13 protein-coding genes are annotated in these 14,288 nt (G+C 42.9%); 4 read left to right on the top strand and 9 right to left on the bottom strand.

Translation table 11 applies throughout. The features are described 5' to 3' along the window. The first annotated feature begins 66 nt into the window (after window positions 1–66). Complete coding sequence (locus tag CK503_RS10685) at window positions 67–2,220, top strand: PAS domain-containing sensor histidine kinase (protein ID WP_095606806.1); 2,154 nt, start codon at window positions 67–69, stop codon at window positions 2,218–2,220. Here CK503_RS10685 and coaBC read toward each other — a convergent pair. The 8 genes from coaBC to CK503_RS10645 form a co-directional block, all read right to left on the bottom strand. After that, complete coding sequence (gene coaBC / locus CK503_RS10680; RefSeq protein ID WP_095606805.1) at window positions 2,217–3,419, bottom strand: bifunctional phosphopantothenoylcysteine decarboxylase/phosphopantothenate--cysteine ligase CoaBC; 1,203 nt, start codon at window positions 3,417–3,419, stop codon at window positions 2,217–2,219. The genes CK503_RS10685 and coaBC overlap by 4 nt on opposite strands. 3 nt (window positions 3,420–3,422) lie before the next feature. Further along, a complete protein-coding gene (locus CK503_RS10675; protein WP_095606804.1) occupies window positions 3,423–3,716 on the bottom strand; it encodes a DNA-directed RNA polymerase subunit omega in 294 nt (97 codons plus the stop codon). Between the two features lie 15 nt (window positions 3,717–3,731). Then, on the bottom strand, window positions 3,732–4,310 hold the full coding sequence (gene gmk / locus CK503_RS10670) for a guanylate kinase (protein WP_095606803.1): 579 nt from the start codon (window positions 4,308–4,310) through the stop codon (window positions 3,732–3,734). Continuing rightward, the gene (locus CK503_RS10665) at window positions 4,303–5,184 is read right to left on the bottom strand and encodes a YicC/YloC family endoribonuclease (RefSeq protein WP_255233390.1); all 882 of its coding nucleotides are present in this window, start codon (window positions 5,182–5,184) and stop codon (window positions 4,303–4,305) included. Before CK503_RS10665 ends, gmk begins: the two co-directional genes overlap by 8 nt. Window positions 5,185–5,373: 189 nt before the next feature. Continuing rightward, window positions 5,374–6,423, bottom strand: coding sequence for an NAD(P)-dependent alcohol dehydrogenase (locus CK503_RS10660; RefSeq protein WP_095606801.1), 1,050 nt, complete (start codon window positions 6,421–6,423; stop codon window positions 5,374–5,376). Window positions 6,424–6,512: 89 nt separating this feature from the next. After that, complete coding sequence (gene glmM / locus CK503_RS10655) at window positions 6,513–7,856, bottom strand: phosphoglucosamine mutase (protein ID WP_095606800.1); 1,344 nt, start codon at window positions 7,854–7,856, stop codon at window positions 6,513–6,515. A gap of 121 nt (window positions 7,857–7,977) precedes the next feature. Then, entirely contained in the window at window positions 7,978–8,523 is a 546-nt protein-coding gene (locus tag CK503_RS10650) for a cob(I)yrinic acid a,c-diamide adenosyltransferase (RefSeq protein WP_095606799.1), read from the bottom strand. 76 nt (window positions 8,524–8,599) lie between these two features. Next, a complete protein-coding gene (locus CK503_RS10645) occupies window positions 8,600–9,223 on the bottom strand; it encodes an IMPACT family protein (protein WP_095606798.1) in 624 nt (207 codons plus the stop codon). Between the two features lie 246 nt (window positions 9,224–9,469). Between CK503_RS10645 and CK503_RS10640 the strand changes: the two genes are divergently transcribed. From CK503_RS10640 to CK503_RS10630, 3 genes are read left to right on the top strand one after another with little or no spacing between them, the layout of a single operon-like run. Next, window positions 9,470–10,177 carry a succinate dehydrogenase cytochrome b subunit gene (locus CK503_RS10640; RefSeq protein ID WP_095606797.1) on the top strand — a complete coding sequence of 236 codons (708 nt, stop codon included), beginning with the start codon at window positions 9,470–9,472 and terminating at the stop codon, window positions 10,175–10,177. 27 nt (window positions 10,178–10,204) lie between these two features. Beyond that, window positions 10,205–12,124 (top strand): fumarate reductase/succinate dehydrogenase flavoprotein subunit, encoded by a 1,920-nt coding sequence (locus tag CK503_RS10635; protein WP_095606796.1) that lies wholly within the window; start codon window positions 10,205–10,207, stop codon window positions 12,122–12,124. Window positions 12,125–12,173: 49 nt separating this feature from the next. After that, window positions 12,174–12,941: a succinate dehydrogenase/fumarate reductase iron-sulfur subunit gene (locus CK503_RS10630; protein ID WP_095606795.1), complete on the top strand. Its 768-nt coding sequence runs from the start codon at window positions 12,174–12,176 to the stop codon at window positions 12,939–12,941. 58 nt (window positions 12,942–12,999) lie between these two features. Here the strand turns inward: CK503_RS10630 and argH are convergent, their stop codons facing one another. Next, window positions 13,000–14,283, bottom strand: coding sequence for an argininosuccinate lyase (argH, locus tag CK503_RS10625; protein ID WP_095606794.1), 1,284 nt, complete (start codon window positions 14,281–14,283; stop codon window positions 13,000–13,002). Between the last annotated feature and the right edge of the window lie 5 nt (window positions 14,284–14,288).

Below are 14,288 nucleotides of genomic sequence, written 5' to 3'. Positions count from 1 at the left end.
ACTTGAATTAGATAGATTGTACAGTTACTCTTAGGGTAAAATAAAAGGACAAGTTAAATATCATCTATGGATCGGTCGCTTTTTGATCTAAACCCCAACCCCGTCCTTATCTATGACAAGGATTCGCTTGATATACTGGAAGCTAATGGGGCATTTTGGGAAAAGTATAAATTTCACAAAGATGAGATAAAATCTTTGAATCTTTATGATTTGCGGCCTAAAGATGCTTATGAAAAGTTAGATCAGGTTGTCGAGAATCGTGAAGATGGTGTGTCGAATCGTATCGAAGTTGCCCGTCATCAAACTAAAGAAGGGGAGTTAATTTATGTGATGGTTTCTTCCCATCCCTACAAAAATGGATTTAAAAATGCTCGTATGGCATTTATTCATGATGTCACCGAACGTGTGGAGGCGGAAAAGAAAGCGAAGCGAGCTTTTGATGAGTTGAATCATCATGTCAACCATAGCCCACTGGCTATGATAAAATGGGATGCGGATTTTAAAGTTATTGAGTGGTCCGAAAGAGCAAAGGAGATGACTGGTTATCCTAAAAGCCTGGTTCTGGGGCATTCTCCTGAGGTGTTTGATTTCTATGAGGATGATCTAGGGGTAGTCAAAAGGAATATGGATTACCTAATGAGTGGCAAGGGCGATAAAACGCACTTTGAGGTCAAAATGTATCACCGTGAAGGGCATTTGGTAGATCTCAGTATACATACTTCGGTGATGCGGGATGATAATGGTGATCTCATTTCTATTCTTACTTTCATTGAAGATGTTACGAATGAGAAACAGGCGGAGATTCGTTATCAACGGTTGTTTGAGAATGCCAACGACGGCATTTTTATTATGGATGAAGATCAATTTATCGAGTGTAACAGCCAGGTGGTTAATATTTTCGGATTGGATTCAAAAGAGCAGATCTTAGGTAAATCGCCTGTTTATTTTTCTCCCGAATTTCAGCCAGATGGACAAAAATCGGATGCAAAAGCACGCAAAAAAATCCAAAAGGCCCTGGAGGGAACCCCGCAAGTTTTTGAATGGCAGCATCAGACATTGGCTGGTAAACCGGTAGATGTAGAAGTAAGTCTGAATCGACTGCAATTAGTTGAGGATGTTTATGTGCAGGCTATTGTTCGGGATTTGACAGAGCAGAAAAAAGCGCAGGAGAAACTTAGAAAAAGTGAAGAGTTATTCAGAAAGCTGTTTCTGAAAGCCCCCGGTGCCATGGTGATGATTGATACCCAAAATAGGGTGCAGAAAGTAAATAAAAGTTTTGAAGAACTTTTCGGATACACCGAAGAGGAGTTGCTTAATAGAGATATTGATGAAATAATTGTTGGTGAAGAGGATGATCAAATAATACCTCGGATGCCTGACAAAGGGTTCGAAGAAGACAAGTTTTATACTGATATCATCAGGTATACAAAGCAGGGCGAAAAGCTCAATCTTTTATTAGGAGCCATACCCGTTTATTTAGATGAGGATCCTATTGCCGGGTTTGGTATTTATGTGGATATCACGGAGCAGAAGAAATACCAGGAACAACTGAAGAAGTCGGTGAAAGAAAAGCAAGTGTTACTGGAAGAGATTCATCATCGGGTGAAAAATAATCTGGCGATTATTTCTGGTATGTTGCAGCTTCAGGCATTTGAGGCTGATAACGAAGAAATTCGTAATGCCTTGAATGATGGACAGCTTCGGATACAGTCAATCGGTATTGTGCATGAGTTGTTGTATCAATCGGGGAATTTTATTGATATCTCATTTGAGGAGTATATATCCAAATTGATTGATACTATTAAAAACACGTTGCCATTTAATCATCAGCACATCGATGTGGAGGTAGACACGGGAAATGTGTTGCTTGATATCAACCAGGCCATACCAAGTGCAATCCTCATCAACGAGATGGTAACGAATGCTTATAAACATGCTTTTGATAATAGTCAGCCGGGGAAAATAGAGATCCTGCTTACGAAATCAGATAAGGAAATTTCTATGATCGTTCGTGATAATGGCAAGGGATTACCGGACGGTTTTACGGTGGAGAATCATGCTTCGATTGGCATGAATCTGATAGAAACATTGACCAATCAGCTTGAAGGAGAGCTTTTTTATACTTCTGATGGGGGAACGGAATTTAAGGTCGTGTTTGAAAATAAAAAGCAAACCGGCAGTGGGAGTTTACTGATTGCGAATGAGAATGGTACCAATTAACTGTTCTTGAAAATATGGGACAGCACTTGTCGGGCAACTTCAGATTTTAACCCTTCTATTTGTATTGAATCATTTTTGCTAAGCAGGTGCACCTTGTTTTTATCGGATGCAAACCCGGAGTCATCATCATTGAGGGAGTTTGCTACAATCCAGTCGGCATTTTTTCTTTCAAGTTTGTCCTTGGCGTTTTCAAGGAGATTCTCAGTTTCCATTGCAAAGCCGATGAGGATTTGCCCATCATTTTTATGATCGCCGAGCCAAGAAAGAATATCAGGTGTTTTTTTGAGCTGGATGGAAGAGTCGGCCTTGTCTTTTTTTACTTTTTGTTGATGAGTTTCTTTAGGAGTAAAATCCGAAACGGCCGCGGCCATAATTACTACATTCGCATCGGAATGGTTTTGAACCTGTTCAAAGAGTTCTTGTGCCGATTCAATTTCAATGGTAGTAATGCCTTCAGGTTTTTCAATAGTAACGGGACCATGAATCAAGGTAACATCAGCGCCCATATTTTGTGCAGCTTTGGCCATGGCAAAGCCCATTTTTCCAGAACTGGGATTGGAAATAAAACGGACCGGATCGATATGTTCCCGGGTGGGGCCGGCAGTAACCACTACTTTTTTACCGGCTAAGGGACCATTTGATCGATACTGGCTTAGGACAGTATTGCATTTTTCGAGAATGAGATTTGTTTCCGGCAGGCGTCCCTTGCCTTCTAATCCACTTGCTAAATAGCCTTCTTCAGGCTCTAAAATATGATATCCAAACTCCTGAACTGTTTCGAGATTCTTTTGTACTGCAGGTGACTCAAACATCTCACCGTCCATAGTTGGACAGATAAACAGCGGACAACGCGCAGCCAATACCGTTGAAGTAAGCATGTTATCAGCTGCCCCATTTGCAATTTTGGAAAGTGTATTGGCCGTGCAGGGGGCAATCACAAAAAGATCAGCCCATTCGGCCCAAGAGATATGTTGGGTCCACGAATCAGTTGCCGAGTCTTTTTCGGGAAAAACATCAACAGCAACTTCGTGTTTGGAAAGGGAGGAAAAGGTTTCGGTACCTACAAAACGAGTAGCGGCGGGTGTCATTGTTACACGTACTTCGGCACCGGCCTTTTGTAAGGCACGTAAAAGAAAAGCAGCCTTATAGGCTGCAATTCCTCCGGTAACACCCAGTATTATCCGTTTGCCGGATAACATACATTAATCTTCTTCTTGTGGATAACGGAAATAAACTTCTCCATTACTCATTTCTTCAATAGCGCGCTGTGTAGAGTGATTCCGCTTTTCAAACTCTTTTGAGATATTTTCCTGTTCCTCGTTAAAGGTGAACTCGTCGTCATCCTCAAAACCTTCGAAGTACTTCAGCTTTTCATCAAGTTCAAGCTTTTCCTGAGCCGCTATTTGACGGGCTCGTTTAGACATGATTGTAATCAGCTCGTACTGATTACCAGTGTCTTTATTCAGCTTTTCAATATCTAATGTTTTAATACCCATGTTGTAATCCAGCTTTTAATCAGTGATAAAGGGTTCTATAATATTCTTGACTTCTGTGTATGCTTCTTCAAGATCGTCATTAACAACAGAATAGTCGAAGCGATCGGCATATTTTATTTCCATTTCTGCCCGTTTCAGGCGTTGTTGCAGCGAGCTTTCTGTTTCACTGCCTCGCTTAGAGAGCCTGTTTTTAAGTTCCTCCAATGAGGGTGGTTCAATAAAAATGGAAATGGCGCCTGAGTTGTAGAGCCGCTGTACATTAAGGGCCCCCTTCACTTCGACATCAAGCAGAGGAAAATACCCAGATTCCACCAGTTTATCAACTTCAGATTGCAGGGTACCGTAGCGATTACCACTGTAGTGTTCCCACTCCAGAAACTCCCCGTTTTTTATTCTTCGATCAAATTCTTCGTCGCTTAAAAAATAATAGTCTTCACCATCTTTTTCGTCTTTTCGTGGTTTCCGCGTCGTGGCAGATACCGAAAACTCTATCTTCGGATATTCTTTCAGCAGGCGTTGGGCAATGGTGGTTTTTCCGGCACCGCTGGGTGCTACTATTACAATGACTTTACCGGGTGTTGTTTTCTTATTCAACGTTCTGCACCTGTTCTCGAATTTGTTCTAAGCTTTCTTTGGCTTTGACGATATACTGCGAAATTTCGGAATCGTTGGCTTTGGAGCCAATGGTGTTAATTTCGCGATTGATTTCCTGACTAAGAAAATTGAGTCGTCGTCCGACAGCCTCATCATTGTTGACGGCTTCACGGAAAAACTTAATATGAGATTGGGTTCTCACAATTTCTTCAGTGATATCCATCTTATCGACCAAAACAGCCACTTCCATTTCCAGTCGCTCGGGATCAATCTTATCGCTCTCAATAAGCTCGTTTATTCGTTCAATGAGATCTTCTTTAATCTCTTTGGAGCGGCCGTCCACTTTATCCATGACGATATTGAGCATCTTTTCAATGTGATCGATGCGCTGATTGAGATCATTTTCAAGCTGACTTCCTTCCTGCAGACGCATCTTCTTCAATTCATTGGCTGCTTCTTTAACGGCTTGTTGGGCAAGATCCCAAATTTGCTCCTTGGTCTCTTCATCGTCTTCACGGGATTCAAAAATATCGTTGAATTCCAGAAATGTTTTCAGCGTGATAGGTTCCTCAATGCCAGCCGCTTTGCGCAAGTCATTGAGCATATCTTTATAACCCTGAACGAGATTCTCATTAAATGTGATCTCCGGTTCACCGGTATCCGATTTGTCAACACGGATTGAGACATTCACCTTTCCCCGCTCGACATGTTCTTGCAGGATTTCTTTAATATCCAGCTCTTTATCCTGCAGGGATTGCGGAAGTCGCAGTGAAATATCCAAGTAGCGGCTGTTTACTGATTTGAGCTCAACCGTTACGGCGATACCGTTTTCTGAGGCTTCGCCGCGACCGAAACCCGTCATGGAAGTGATCATATAGCTGTTTCTTTGTGGATAATTTCTATTTTAGAAAAATCTAAGATAAGAAACTCTGATGCCCGATAAAATCGCGTTCTTTTACCGGAAAACTGATCAATAGAAGAAGTTCGGTCAAATTTAAAAACCCACCCAAGACAATGAGCTATCAATCATCTTGGATGGGTATATCTGTATTGCAATGAGAGCTTATTTTTTAAGCGACTGCATGTCAATAACAAATCGATATTTCACATCTGAATTAACAACCCGCTCGTAAGCTTCATTGATATTTTGAATATCAATCATTTCTACATCGCAGGTGATATCATTTTCGCCGCAGAAATCAAGCATTTCTTGTGTTTCTTTGATTCCTCCGATGACTGAGCCCGCTACGCGTTTACGGCCACCAATTAATCCACCGCCGTGCATTTCTTCGAGTGGTTCAATAGCACCAACCAGCACCATTGTAGCATCAATACTCAAGAGCTGAATGTATGGGTCTAAATCATGTCCGACGGGAATGGTATTTAGTAAAAAGTCAAAAGAACCTTGGTGCTCACTCATCTGTTCCTGATCAGTAGAAATGAGTACCTCATCGGCACCGAGTCTCTTGGCATCATCGGCTTTTTCAGGAGATCTGGTAATCATTACAACTTCCGCACCCAGGGCATCTGCAAATTTTACGCCCATATGACCAAGCCCGCCAAGGCCAATAACGCCAACTTTGTCATCTTTTTGCACATTCCAATGACTAAGCGGCGACCAGGTAGTAATTCCGGCGCAGAGTAGCGGAGCAGCAGCTTTTGTGTCAATATTGTCAGGTATATCCAGGACAAATTCCTTATTTACTATAATCTGTTCTGAATAACCGCCCAAAGTATGTCCCCCTAAGTGCTTGTCGGGCCCGTTATACGTCATAACAGCACCTTCTTCACAAAACTGCTCGAGGTCATTTTTACAGTGTTTGCAATGCTGGCAAGAGTCCACCATGCATCCCACTCCAACAAGTTGTCCTTCCTTAAAGTGCTCAACATTTTTTCCTGTTTCTGTGACGCGACCAATTATTTCATGGCCGGGTACTACAGGATATTGGGAGTTGTTCCAATCGTTTCGAACTTGATGGATATCGCTGTGACATACGCCACAATAGGTTATTTCAATTTTTACATCATCGTCTTTAGTATTACGACGTTCAATATTATGAGGTTCTAAATCTGCTTCAGAATCATGCGCGGCATAAGCCTTAATATTCGCCATATTGTAGATAATATTCTTTTAGATTTGCTTCAGTTAAGATTGGTAGAACAGGAGGTACCGGTAATACATTCAAAAAAATTCTAAAAAAATTATTGAATTCTTTGAACGACTGATTCTGCCAGCTCTTTTGCTTTTTCGGGTGATATGCCTTCGGAATATACGCGAATAATAGGTTCGGTATTGGATTTTCTGAGGTGTACCCATCCATTTTCAAAATCTATTTTTACTCCATCGGTAGTATCGGGGTTATAATCTGCATATTCCGATTTCGCCTTTTCGAGCAGGGCATCACCGTCAACATCGGCCAGCTGCATCTTACTTTTTCGCATGTAGTAATCGGGCAGACTGTTGCGGTATTCTTGTGCACTGATACCGCGTTCCGCCAATAATTGTAGGATCATCGCTGTGCCCACCAACGCATCGCGCCCATAATGGAGATCAGGATTGATAACGCCCCCGTTTCCTTCACCGCCAATCACGGCATCAACCTCCTGCATCTTTTTTACGACATTGATTTCACCAACCGAAGAACGGTGACACTTTTGCCCGTATTTTTTAGCTACATCTTCGGCCACCCGAGAAGAGGACAAGTTAGTGGCGCAGGGACCTGTTTTTTTATCCAACAGAAAATCAAAGGCTGCGGCCTGGGTATACTCTTCTCCGAAAAGATTGCCTTTGTCGGTTACCAGTGCAAGTCGGTCTGCATCGGGATCAGTAACGATACCAAGATCACAACTTTCCTCTCTGACCAGCTCACAGATATCTCCCAAATGTTCGGGAAGCGGCTCGGCCACGTGCGCAAAAATACCGGTGGGCTCATCGTTGATGGCATGAACAGTGTCCACGCCGAGCGCCTCAAATAATTGGGGTAAGCTCACGGCTCCGGTACCGTTTACGGGGTCAATACCCACCGAAAAGTTCTGCGAGGCAATGAGGTCGCGGTCAATATAGGGAAGGTCCAATATTTTTTGAATGTGATAGTCCAGTAGCTCATCATCTACTGTAACAGTCCCTACCTGATCATACTTCTTATAGGAATAGGATTGATCTTCGCTAATCTTAATAACTTTTTTGCCCTGACTCTCATCGAGAAACTCACTTTTGCTATTTAATAATTTCAGAGCATTCCATTCTTCTGGATTGTGACTGGCTGAAATAATAATAGCTCCATCAGCCTGATGTTTGAGCACTCCCATTGCCACGGTGGGAGTTGGGGAAACGCCTACTTTGATAACATCGCAACCAACCGATTGCAGAACAGCGCACACAATATCTTCACAGATTTGTCCGGTAACACGTGTATCACGACCGACTACAATTTTTCCGCCACCTGACCAATGTCCGAAAGCAGCCGTAAATTGTGTTAGATTTGCTGGTGTAAGATCAGTACCAAATACGCCCCGGATGCCCGAGACCGAAATCATTAGTGACATATAAAAATATTAGACTTGTGTCATTCTGAATTTATTTCAGAATCTGAACTTAGACATAGTAGATCCTGAAACGAGTTCAGGATGACATCTGGGTTATAATTTTCTGTTAATTGCCAACTGTTCACTGCTTGCCTTTCCAAGTTTCTTCGCGCACACCGGCATGCTTGTTTTCATAGCGGGCTATTACAAATAGAAAGTCAGAGAGACGGTTTAGGAATTTGACACAATTAGCGGATATATCATCTACTTCGGAACACGCTACTGCTGCTCGTTCGGCACGGCGACAAATGGTTCGGGCTGCGTGCAAGGTTGCCCCGGCCTGAGACCCGCCCGGCAAAACAAAGTTCTTTAAGCTTTCGAGACTCTCTTCAAGCTCATCGATGGCATCCTCCAAAAAAGTAACATCATCATCGGAAATACGATCAATTCGGGTTTTTGAAGAGGGGGGCGTGGCTAAATCGGCACCGAGCGTAAAGAGTAGCTCCTGAACCTTTCGCAAATATTTCGTACCGGCATCCGACAGGTCATAACTGGCCGCTAACCCCACAAAAGAGTTTAGCTCATCAACAGTTCCGTAGGCTTCAATACGCTCATTGGATTTTGGGACGCGTGTCCCGCCAAAGAGCGAAGTTTCACCTGAATCACCTTTTTTGGTATATATTTTCATGATGGGTTAATAGTGTGTAAAATTTGATAAATAAAAGTACGGAGCAGGATGCATATTTTCAGGGATAATATTTTTGCTAATTGGTGTTTAGCGTCACAAAACCGCTACCGTTATCTGTGACCGAAATTCCCTTGTGCTCTAATTGTAGAAGTGCCTGTTTAAAAGCCTCCGCTTGTTTAGCTCTACAAGCTAATGTTAAGGTTACTTTCTCAGTGTATTGAGCATCAACTTCTTTCAGGTCAAAGTTGTTTTTGAGTTGATCGATCTCGTTCTGCTGATCATAAGGATAAGTTATATCAAAATTTTTGGTAGGAACCACCGTTTTCAGTGAAGCTTTCTCAAGGCTTAGTTCAGCAGATTTCCCATAGGCTTTTATCAATCCCGAAGTACCCAGGTTTGTTCCTCCGTAATAGCGTATGACTACACATCCGCAATTAATCATCTCATATGATTTTAGTTTATTTAGGATGGGCAGCCCGGCAGTGCCGCTCGGTTCTCCGTCATCTTGGGTGAACTCTTCTATGTTAATGGGATTGATCCGCCAGGCATAGCAATGATGAGTGGCATCGGGATATTTAGATTGAATATCTGCGAGCTTGTTTTCAAAGTCCTCTTTGGATGATGTTGGAAACAGGTAACCAATAAACTTTGAGCCTTTTTCTCGGAATGAGGATTGGTAATTTTGTTGAACCGTTTTCAATATTGATGTACAGGTTGTTAGATATTAATTATTAGAAATACTAAGTAATAACAAATAGCCGGTCGCAATTAACAAATATACTCTTCCAATTTAGAACATTTCTGAATAAGATTTTAGGGTCAAAACTAATTCGGAATACCTTGCCTTTTTATCCATTAAAATACATCTTCAACCCACGGATCAGGAGTCCGGACGTTGGCGTTTTATGCAGCGGTTTTAACAATAGATTAAATATCATTAGTTACAATGCCATCATTTTCAGAAGCGCTTAAATCTCAGGTTGGTCGCAAGGTTCTAACGGGCGTAACCGGAGTTGGATTAATCATCTTTATTATTTTTCATTTGGCTACGAACCTCCAGGTTTTTGGGGATGTTCATGCCTTTAACGAAGCAGCACATGCCCTCGAAAGTATGGGCTGGTTGTTATATGTATTAGAGGCTGGTTTGGCTATAGCTTTTCTCTTGCATGCCTACGTGGGAATTTCAATCTGGTGGAATCGTCGCAAAGCTCGTCCCGAGGGCTACGAAAAATATCAGAGCAAGGGTGGACCGAGCCATATGTCATGGGCTTCCAAGTCGATGATATTTACCGGTATTGTTTTGCTGGTATTTTTAGTTATCCATATTGATACGTTTAAATTCGGAGCCACTGACATGGTTATGCTACCCGGCGGTGAAGAGGCGCGCGACCTCAAAGGACTCATGATCTCTACTTTTCAACAGCCGCTCTACGCCTTTGGGTATACGGCGGTTATGATACTGCTCGGCTTCCACTTGGGACACGGGTTTTGGAGTGCGTTTACATCACTGACGATGAAGCACAACAAGTATTCTGCACTAATGTACACGGTGGGCGTTATTTTTGCCATGCTGATGGCTGTCGGATTTCTGTTTATTCCACTTTATATCTACTTTGGCGGAGGCTGTGAAGCAGCCCTCATTCAGTGCCAATAATCATTTTGTAAATCCACTTTTAGACTTATGAATTTAGACTCAAAAGTTCCATCCGGGCCGCTCAAAGAAAAATGGTCCAAGCATTTGAATGATATAAAACTTGTTGCTCCCAACAATAAGCGTAAGCACGATGTTATTGTTGTGGGTACCGGTTTGGCCGGCGGATCTGCTGCCGCAAGTCTCGCAGAACTGGGATACAATGTGAAGAGTTTCTGTATTCAGGATTCCGCTCGTCGTGCTCACAGTATTGCTGCCCAGGGTGGAATTAATGCTGCTAAAAATTATCCCAACGACGGAGATACTATCTGGCGCCTCTTTTATGATACCATTAAAGGAGGGGACTACCGTTCTCGTGAATCCAATACGTATCGACTGGCAGAAATATCTAACGAAATTATTGATCAGGCGGTAGCGCAGGGTGTGCCTTTTGCGCGTGAATACGGTGGATTACTTGCCAACCGCTCTTTCGGTGGGGCACAGGTTTCCAGAACGTTTTATGCCCGTGGACAAACGGGGCAACAGTTGCTTCTTGGTGCATATCAGGCGATGATGCGTCAGGTTAATAAGGGTAAAATCGAGATGCATACCCGTCACGAAATGCTTGATCTGGTGATCATTGATGGAAAGGCTCGCGGTATTGTAACCCGCGATCTCGTTTCCGGTGAAATTCAGCGGTGGATGGCCGACGCCGTTGTGTTAGCAAGCGGAGGGTATGGAAATGTTTTTAATCTTTCTACAAATGCTATTAATTCAAACGTTACGGCAGCATGGCGCTGTCATAAGCGAGGGGCGGCCTTTGCCAATCCTTGTTATGTGCAGATTCACCCCACTTGTATACCGGTTTCCGGCGATTACCAGTCTAAGCTTACGTTGATGAGTGAAAGTCTCCGTAATGACGGTCGCGTTTGGGTGCCGAAAGACAAAGATGATGATCGTCATCCAAATGATATTCCTGAAGACGAGCGCTATTATTATCTGGAAGAAAAATATCCGGCTTTTGGAAATCTTGTGCCGCGTGATGTGGCTTCCCGAAATGCCAAGATTGTTTGTGATGAAGGCATGGGGGTTGGCCAAACCGGACGAGCTGTTTATCTGGATTTCCGGGATGCTATAGAACGTGAAGGAAAAAAGGCGATTTCCGATAAGTACGGCAACCTCTTTGAGATGTACGAAAATATTACGGATGACAATCCTTACGAAGAACCCATGCGGATTTTCCCCGCAGTGCACTACACGATGGGCGGCCTCTGGGTTGATTACAATTTACAGAGTAATATTCCGGGACTTTTTGTAGCCGGTGAAGCGAACTTCTCTGATCACGGTGCAAATCGACTTGGTGCAAGTGCACTTATGCAAGGTCTTTCTGATGGATACTTTATTATTCCTTATACCATTGGAAATTATATTGCTGCTACAGACCTTGATGAGGTGAATAGGGATCACGAAGCCTTTGATGAAGCTACAAGTAATGCCCAATCCCAAATTGATAAGCTGTTCGAAGTTGATGGCGATAAGAGTGTAATCGAGTTCCATCGTGAACTTGGACAGATTATGTGGGACAAGGTTGGAATTTCCCGAAGCGAAGAAGGACTTAAGGAGGCAATAAAGGAAATCCAGGATCTACGAGAAGAGTTTTGGAATAATGTTCGCGTGCCCGGGGAATCATCCAACTACAATAAATATCTGGAGTTTGCTGGTCGGGTAGCGGATTTCCTTGAGCTTGGTGAGCTGATGGCGAAAGATGCCTTGCACCGTGATGAATCGTGTGGCTGTCACCTGCGTGCGGAACATCAAACTGAAGAAGGAGAAGCGCTTCGTAACGATGACGAGTATTCTTATGTGGCAGCCTGGGAGTTCCAAGGGGTAAATGGAGAACTCCAGGAAGAGCTGCACAAAGAGGATCTGGAATTTGATTTTGTAGAACTGAAGCAACGCAGTTATAAATAATAAGACTGTTTAAAACTGCGTCTGAAATTTTATACTTAATAGCTCAATTATGGCTGATACATTTACCGTACATCTCAAGATTTGGCGACAAGACGGGCCCGACCAACCGGGTAAACTGGTTGACTATACTCTCGATAAAGTGAATGAGCATATGTCCTTTTTGGAGATGCTCGATGTACTTAACGAGGAAATTGTTGCAGAAGGTAAAGAGGAACCAATCGAATTTGATTATGACTGCCGCGAAGGAATTTGTGGTTCTTGTAATCTTGTAATAAACGGTCAGGCTCATGGTCCCAAAGACATGACTTGTACCTGTCAATTACACATGCGCAATTTTAGTGATGGGGATACGATTGTTATTGAGCCCTTCCGTGCGAAGGCCTTTCCGGTTATCAAGGATCTTGTTGTCGATCGATCTGCTTTTGATCGTATTATTGAAGCAGGTGGTTATGTTTCTGTGAAAACCGGATCAGCTCCGGATGCAAACTCTATCCCGATCGATAAAACAGTAGCAGACACAGCGTTTGATTATGCTACCTGTATTGGATGTGGTGCTTGTGTGGCTGCATGTCCGAACTCTTCGGCTTCGTTGTTTACGGGCGCCAAGCTGGCACATCTGAACCGATTGCCGCAGGGTGAACCCGAACGTAAGAAGCGAACGGTTTCCATGGTCGACCAGATGGAGGAAGAAGGTTTTGGTGATTGTTCAAATTATGCCGAATGCGAAGCTGTTTGTCCAAAAGGAATTTCCATTTCAGCTATTGCCGAGATGCGACGTAATTATGTAAAAGCAACGCTTGCCGGTACAGAGGCATAACATTATTAAGAGGGATCAGTTAAAAAGGCGCAGATTATTAAATCTGCGCCTTTTTTATTTAGACAACGTTAGCGAACTTTTCTCTTATTTTGTCAATGCAAAGATTTCCAATGCTGCCTTCATGCGTGTGATTTAAATTGCGATCAGGTTGAAAATGCCCCTCCTCGATAGATTTCGCAACCCGTTGATACGCTTCGCGAAAAGGAATGCCTTCGAGTACTTTTTTATTGACCTCTTCTACACTGTAAATATATTTATACTTTTCTTCTTTCATAATATCATCATTAACTTCGATATGACGAAGCATAAATTCGCTGATGCGCAGGCATGACTTTAGCGTTTGTACTTCAGGGAAAAGTTTTTCTTTTAGGAGTTGAAAATCGCGATGATAGCCACTTGGGAGGTTATTGATGATCATCGTTAACTGGTTGGGCAGATTTTGGATGCTGTTGCATTTGGCACGGACAAGCTCAAAGACATCAGGATTTTTTTTGTGGGGCATAATACTCGAGCCGGTGGTCAATTCATTGGGAAAAGAAATAAATCCAAAATTTTGACTTGTATATTGACAAATATCCATCGCCATTTTGGATAGTGTTCCGGCAACAGCACTTAGTCCAAAACTCATCAGTTTTTCCAGGCGTCCACGATTCATCTGGGCCGCAACTGAGTTGTATTTGATTGTGCTAAACCCCAGTAGTTCGGTAGTCATTTGACGGTTTAAGGGGAGGGAGCTGCCATACCCCGCAGCCGAACCCAGTGGATTTTGATCAGCAACTTCATGAGCGGCATTCAGCATGTGTAGATCATCAATAAGCGATTCAGCATAGCTGCCAAACCACAACCCAAATGATGAAGGCATTGCTACCTGCATGTGCGTGTATCCGGGAATAATAATCTCTTTGTGTTTTTCACTAAGGTCAATAAGCCGATCAAAAAGTGCCCTGATCAGATCTTTTATTGCATCGATCTGATCTTTTACGTACAGATGCAAACATACGAGCACCTGGTCATTACGCGAACGTCCGGCATGGATTTTTTTGCCAGTCTCACCCAGTGCTTGAGTGAGTTCATATTCAATTTTAGAGTGCACGTCTTCAAATTTTTCTTCGATTGTGAATCCACCTTCTTTAACCTGCTCCAAAAGGCGATTCAGTTCCTGCTCAATCTGGTTCCATTCCTGATCAGTCAGTAATTTTACGTGATTAAGCATCTTGGCGTGCGCTTTGGATGCTTGCAGGTCATACCCGGCAATTTCAAGATCAAGAATTCGGTCGTTGCCCACTGTAAAGTGATCGATTATTTTACTTGTCGACGTCTCGTCTTTTTCCCAGAGTTTCATGATTA

The organism is Fodinibius salipaludis (assembly GCF_002287075.1).
GTDB classification, from domain to species: Bacteria; Bacteroidota; Rhodothermia; order Balneolales; family Balneolaceae; genus Fodinibius; species Fodinibius salipaludis.
Note: the sequence above shows the minus strand (reverse complement) of the source record. Positions and strands in the feature narration are given on the sequence as shown.

Bases quoted from the DNA above. Each gene is read 5' to 3' on its own strand.
- argH (WP_095606794.1), bottom strand. From the start codon at position 14,283: ATGAAACTCTGGGAAAAAGACGAGACGTCGACAAGTAAAATAATCGAT.
- CK503_RS10660 (WP_095606801.1), bottom strand. From the start codon at position 6,423: ATGGCGAATATTAAGGCTTATGCCGCGCATGATTCTGAAGCAGATTTA.
- glmM (WP_095606800.1), bottom strand. From the start codon at position 7,856: ATGTCACTAATGATTTCGGTCTCGGGCATCCGGGGCGTATTTGGTACT.
- coaBC (WP_095606805.1), bottom strand. From the start codon at position 3,419: ATGTTATCCGGCAAACGGATAATACTGGGTGTTACCGGAGGAATTGCA.
- CK503_RS10665 (WP_255233390.1), bottom strand. From the start codon at position 5,184: ATGATCACTTCCATGACGGGTTTCGGTCGCGGCGAAGCCTCAGAAAAC.
- CK503_RS10635 (WP_095606796.1), top strand. From the start codon at position 10,205: ATGAATTTAGACTCAAAAGTTCCATCCGGGCCGCTCAAAGAAAAATGG.
- CK503_RS10675 (WP_095606804.1), bottom strand. From the start codon at position 3,716: ATGGGTATTAAAACATTAGATATTGAAAAGCTGAATAAAGACACTGGT.
- CK503_RS10650 (WP_095606799.1), bottom strand. From the start codon at position 8,523: ATGAAAATATATACCAAAAAAGGTGATTCAGGTGAAACTTCGCTCTTT.
- CK503_RS10685 (WP_095606806.1), top strand. From the start codon at position 67: ATGGATCGGTCGCTTTTTGATCTAAACCCCAACCCCGTCCTTATCTAT.
- CK503_RS10640 (WP_095606797.1), top strand. From the start codon at position 9,470: ATGCCATCATTTTCAGAAGCGCTTAAATCTCAGGTTGGTCGCAAGGTT.
- CK503_RS10630 (WP_095606795.1), top strand. From the start codon at position 12,174: ATGGCTGATACATTTACCGTACATCTCAAGATTTGGCGACAAGACGGG.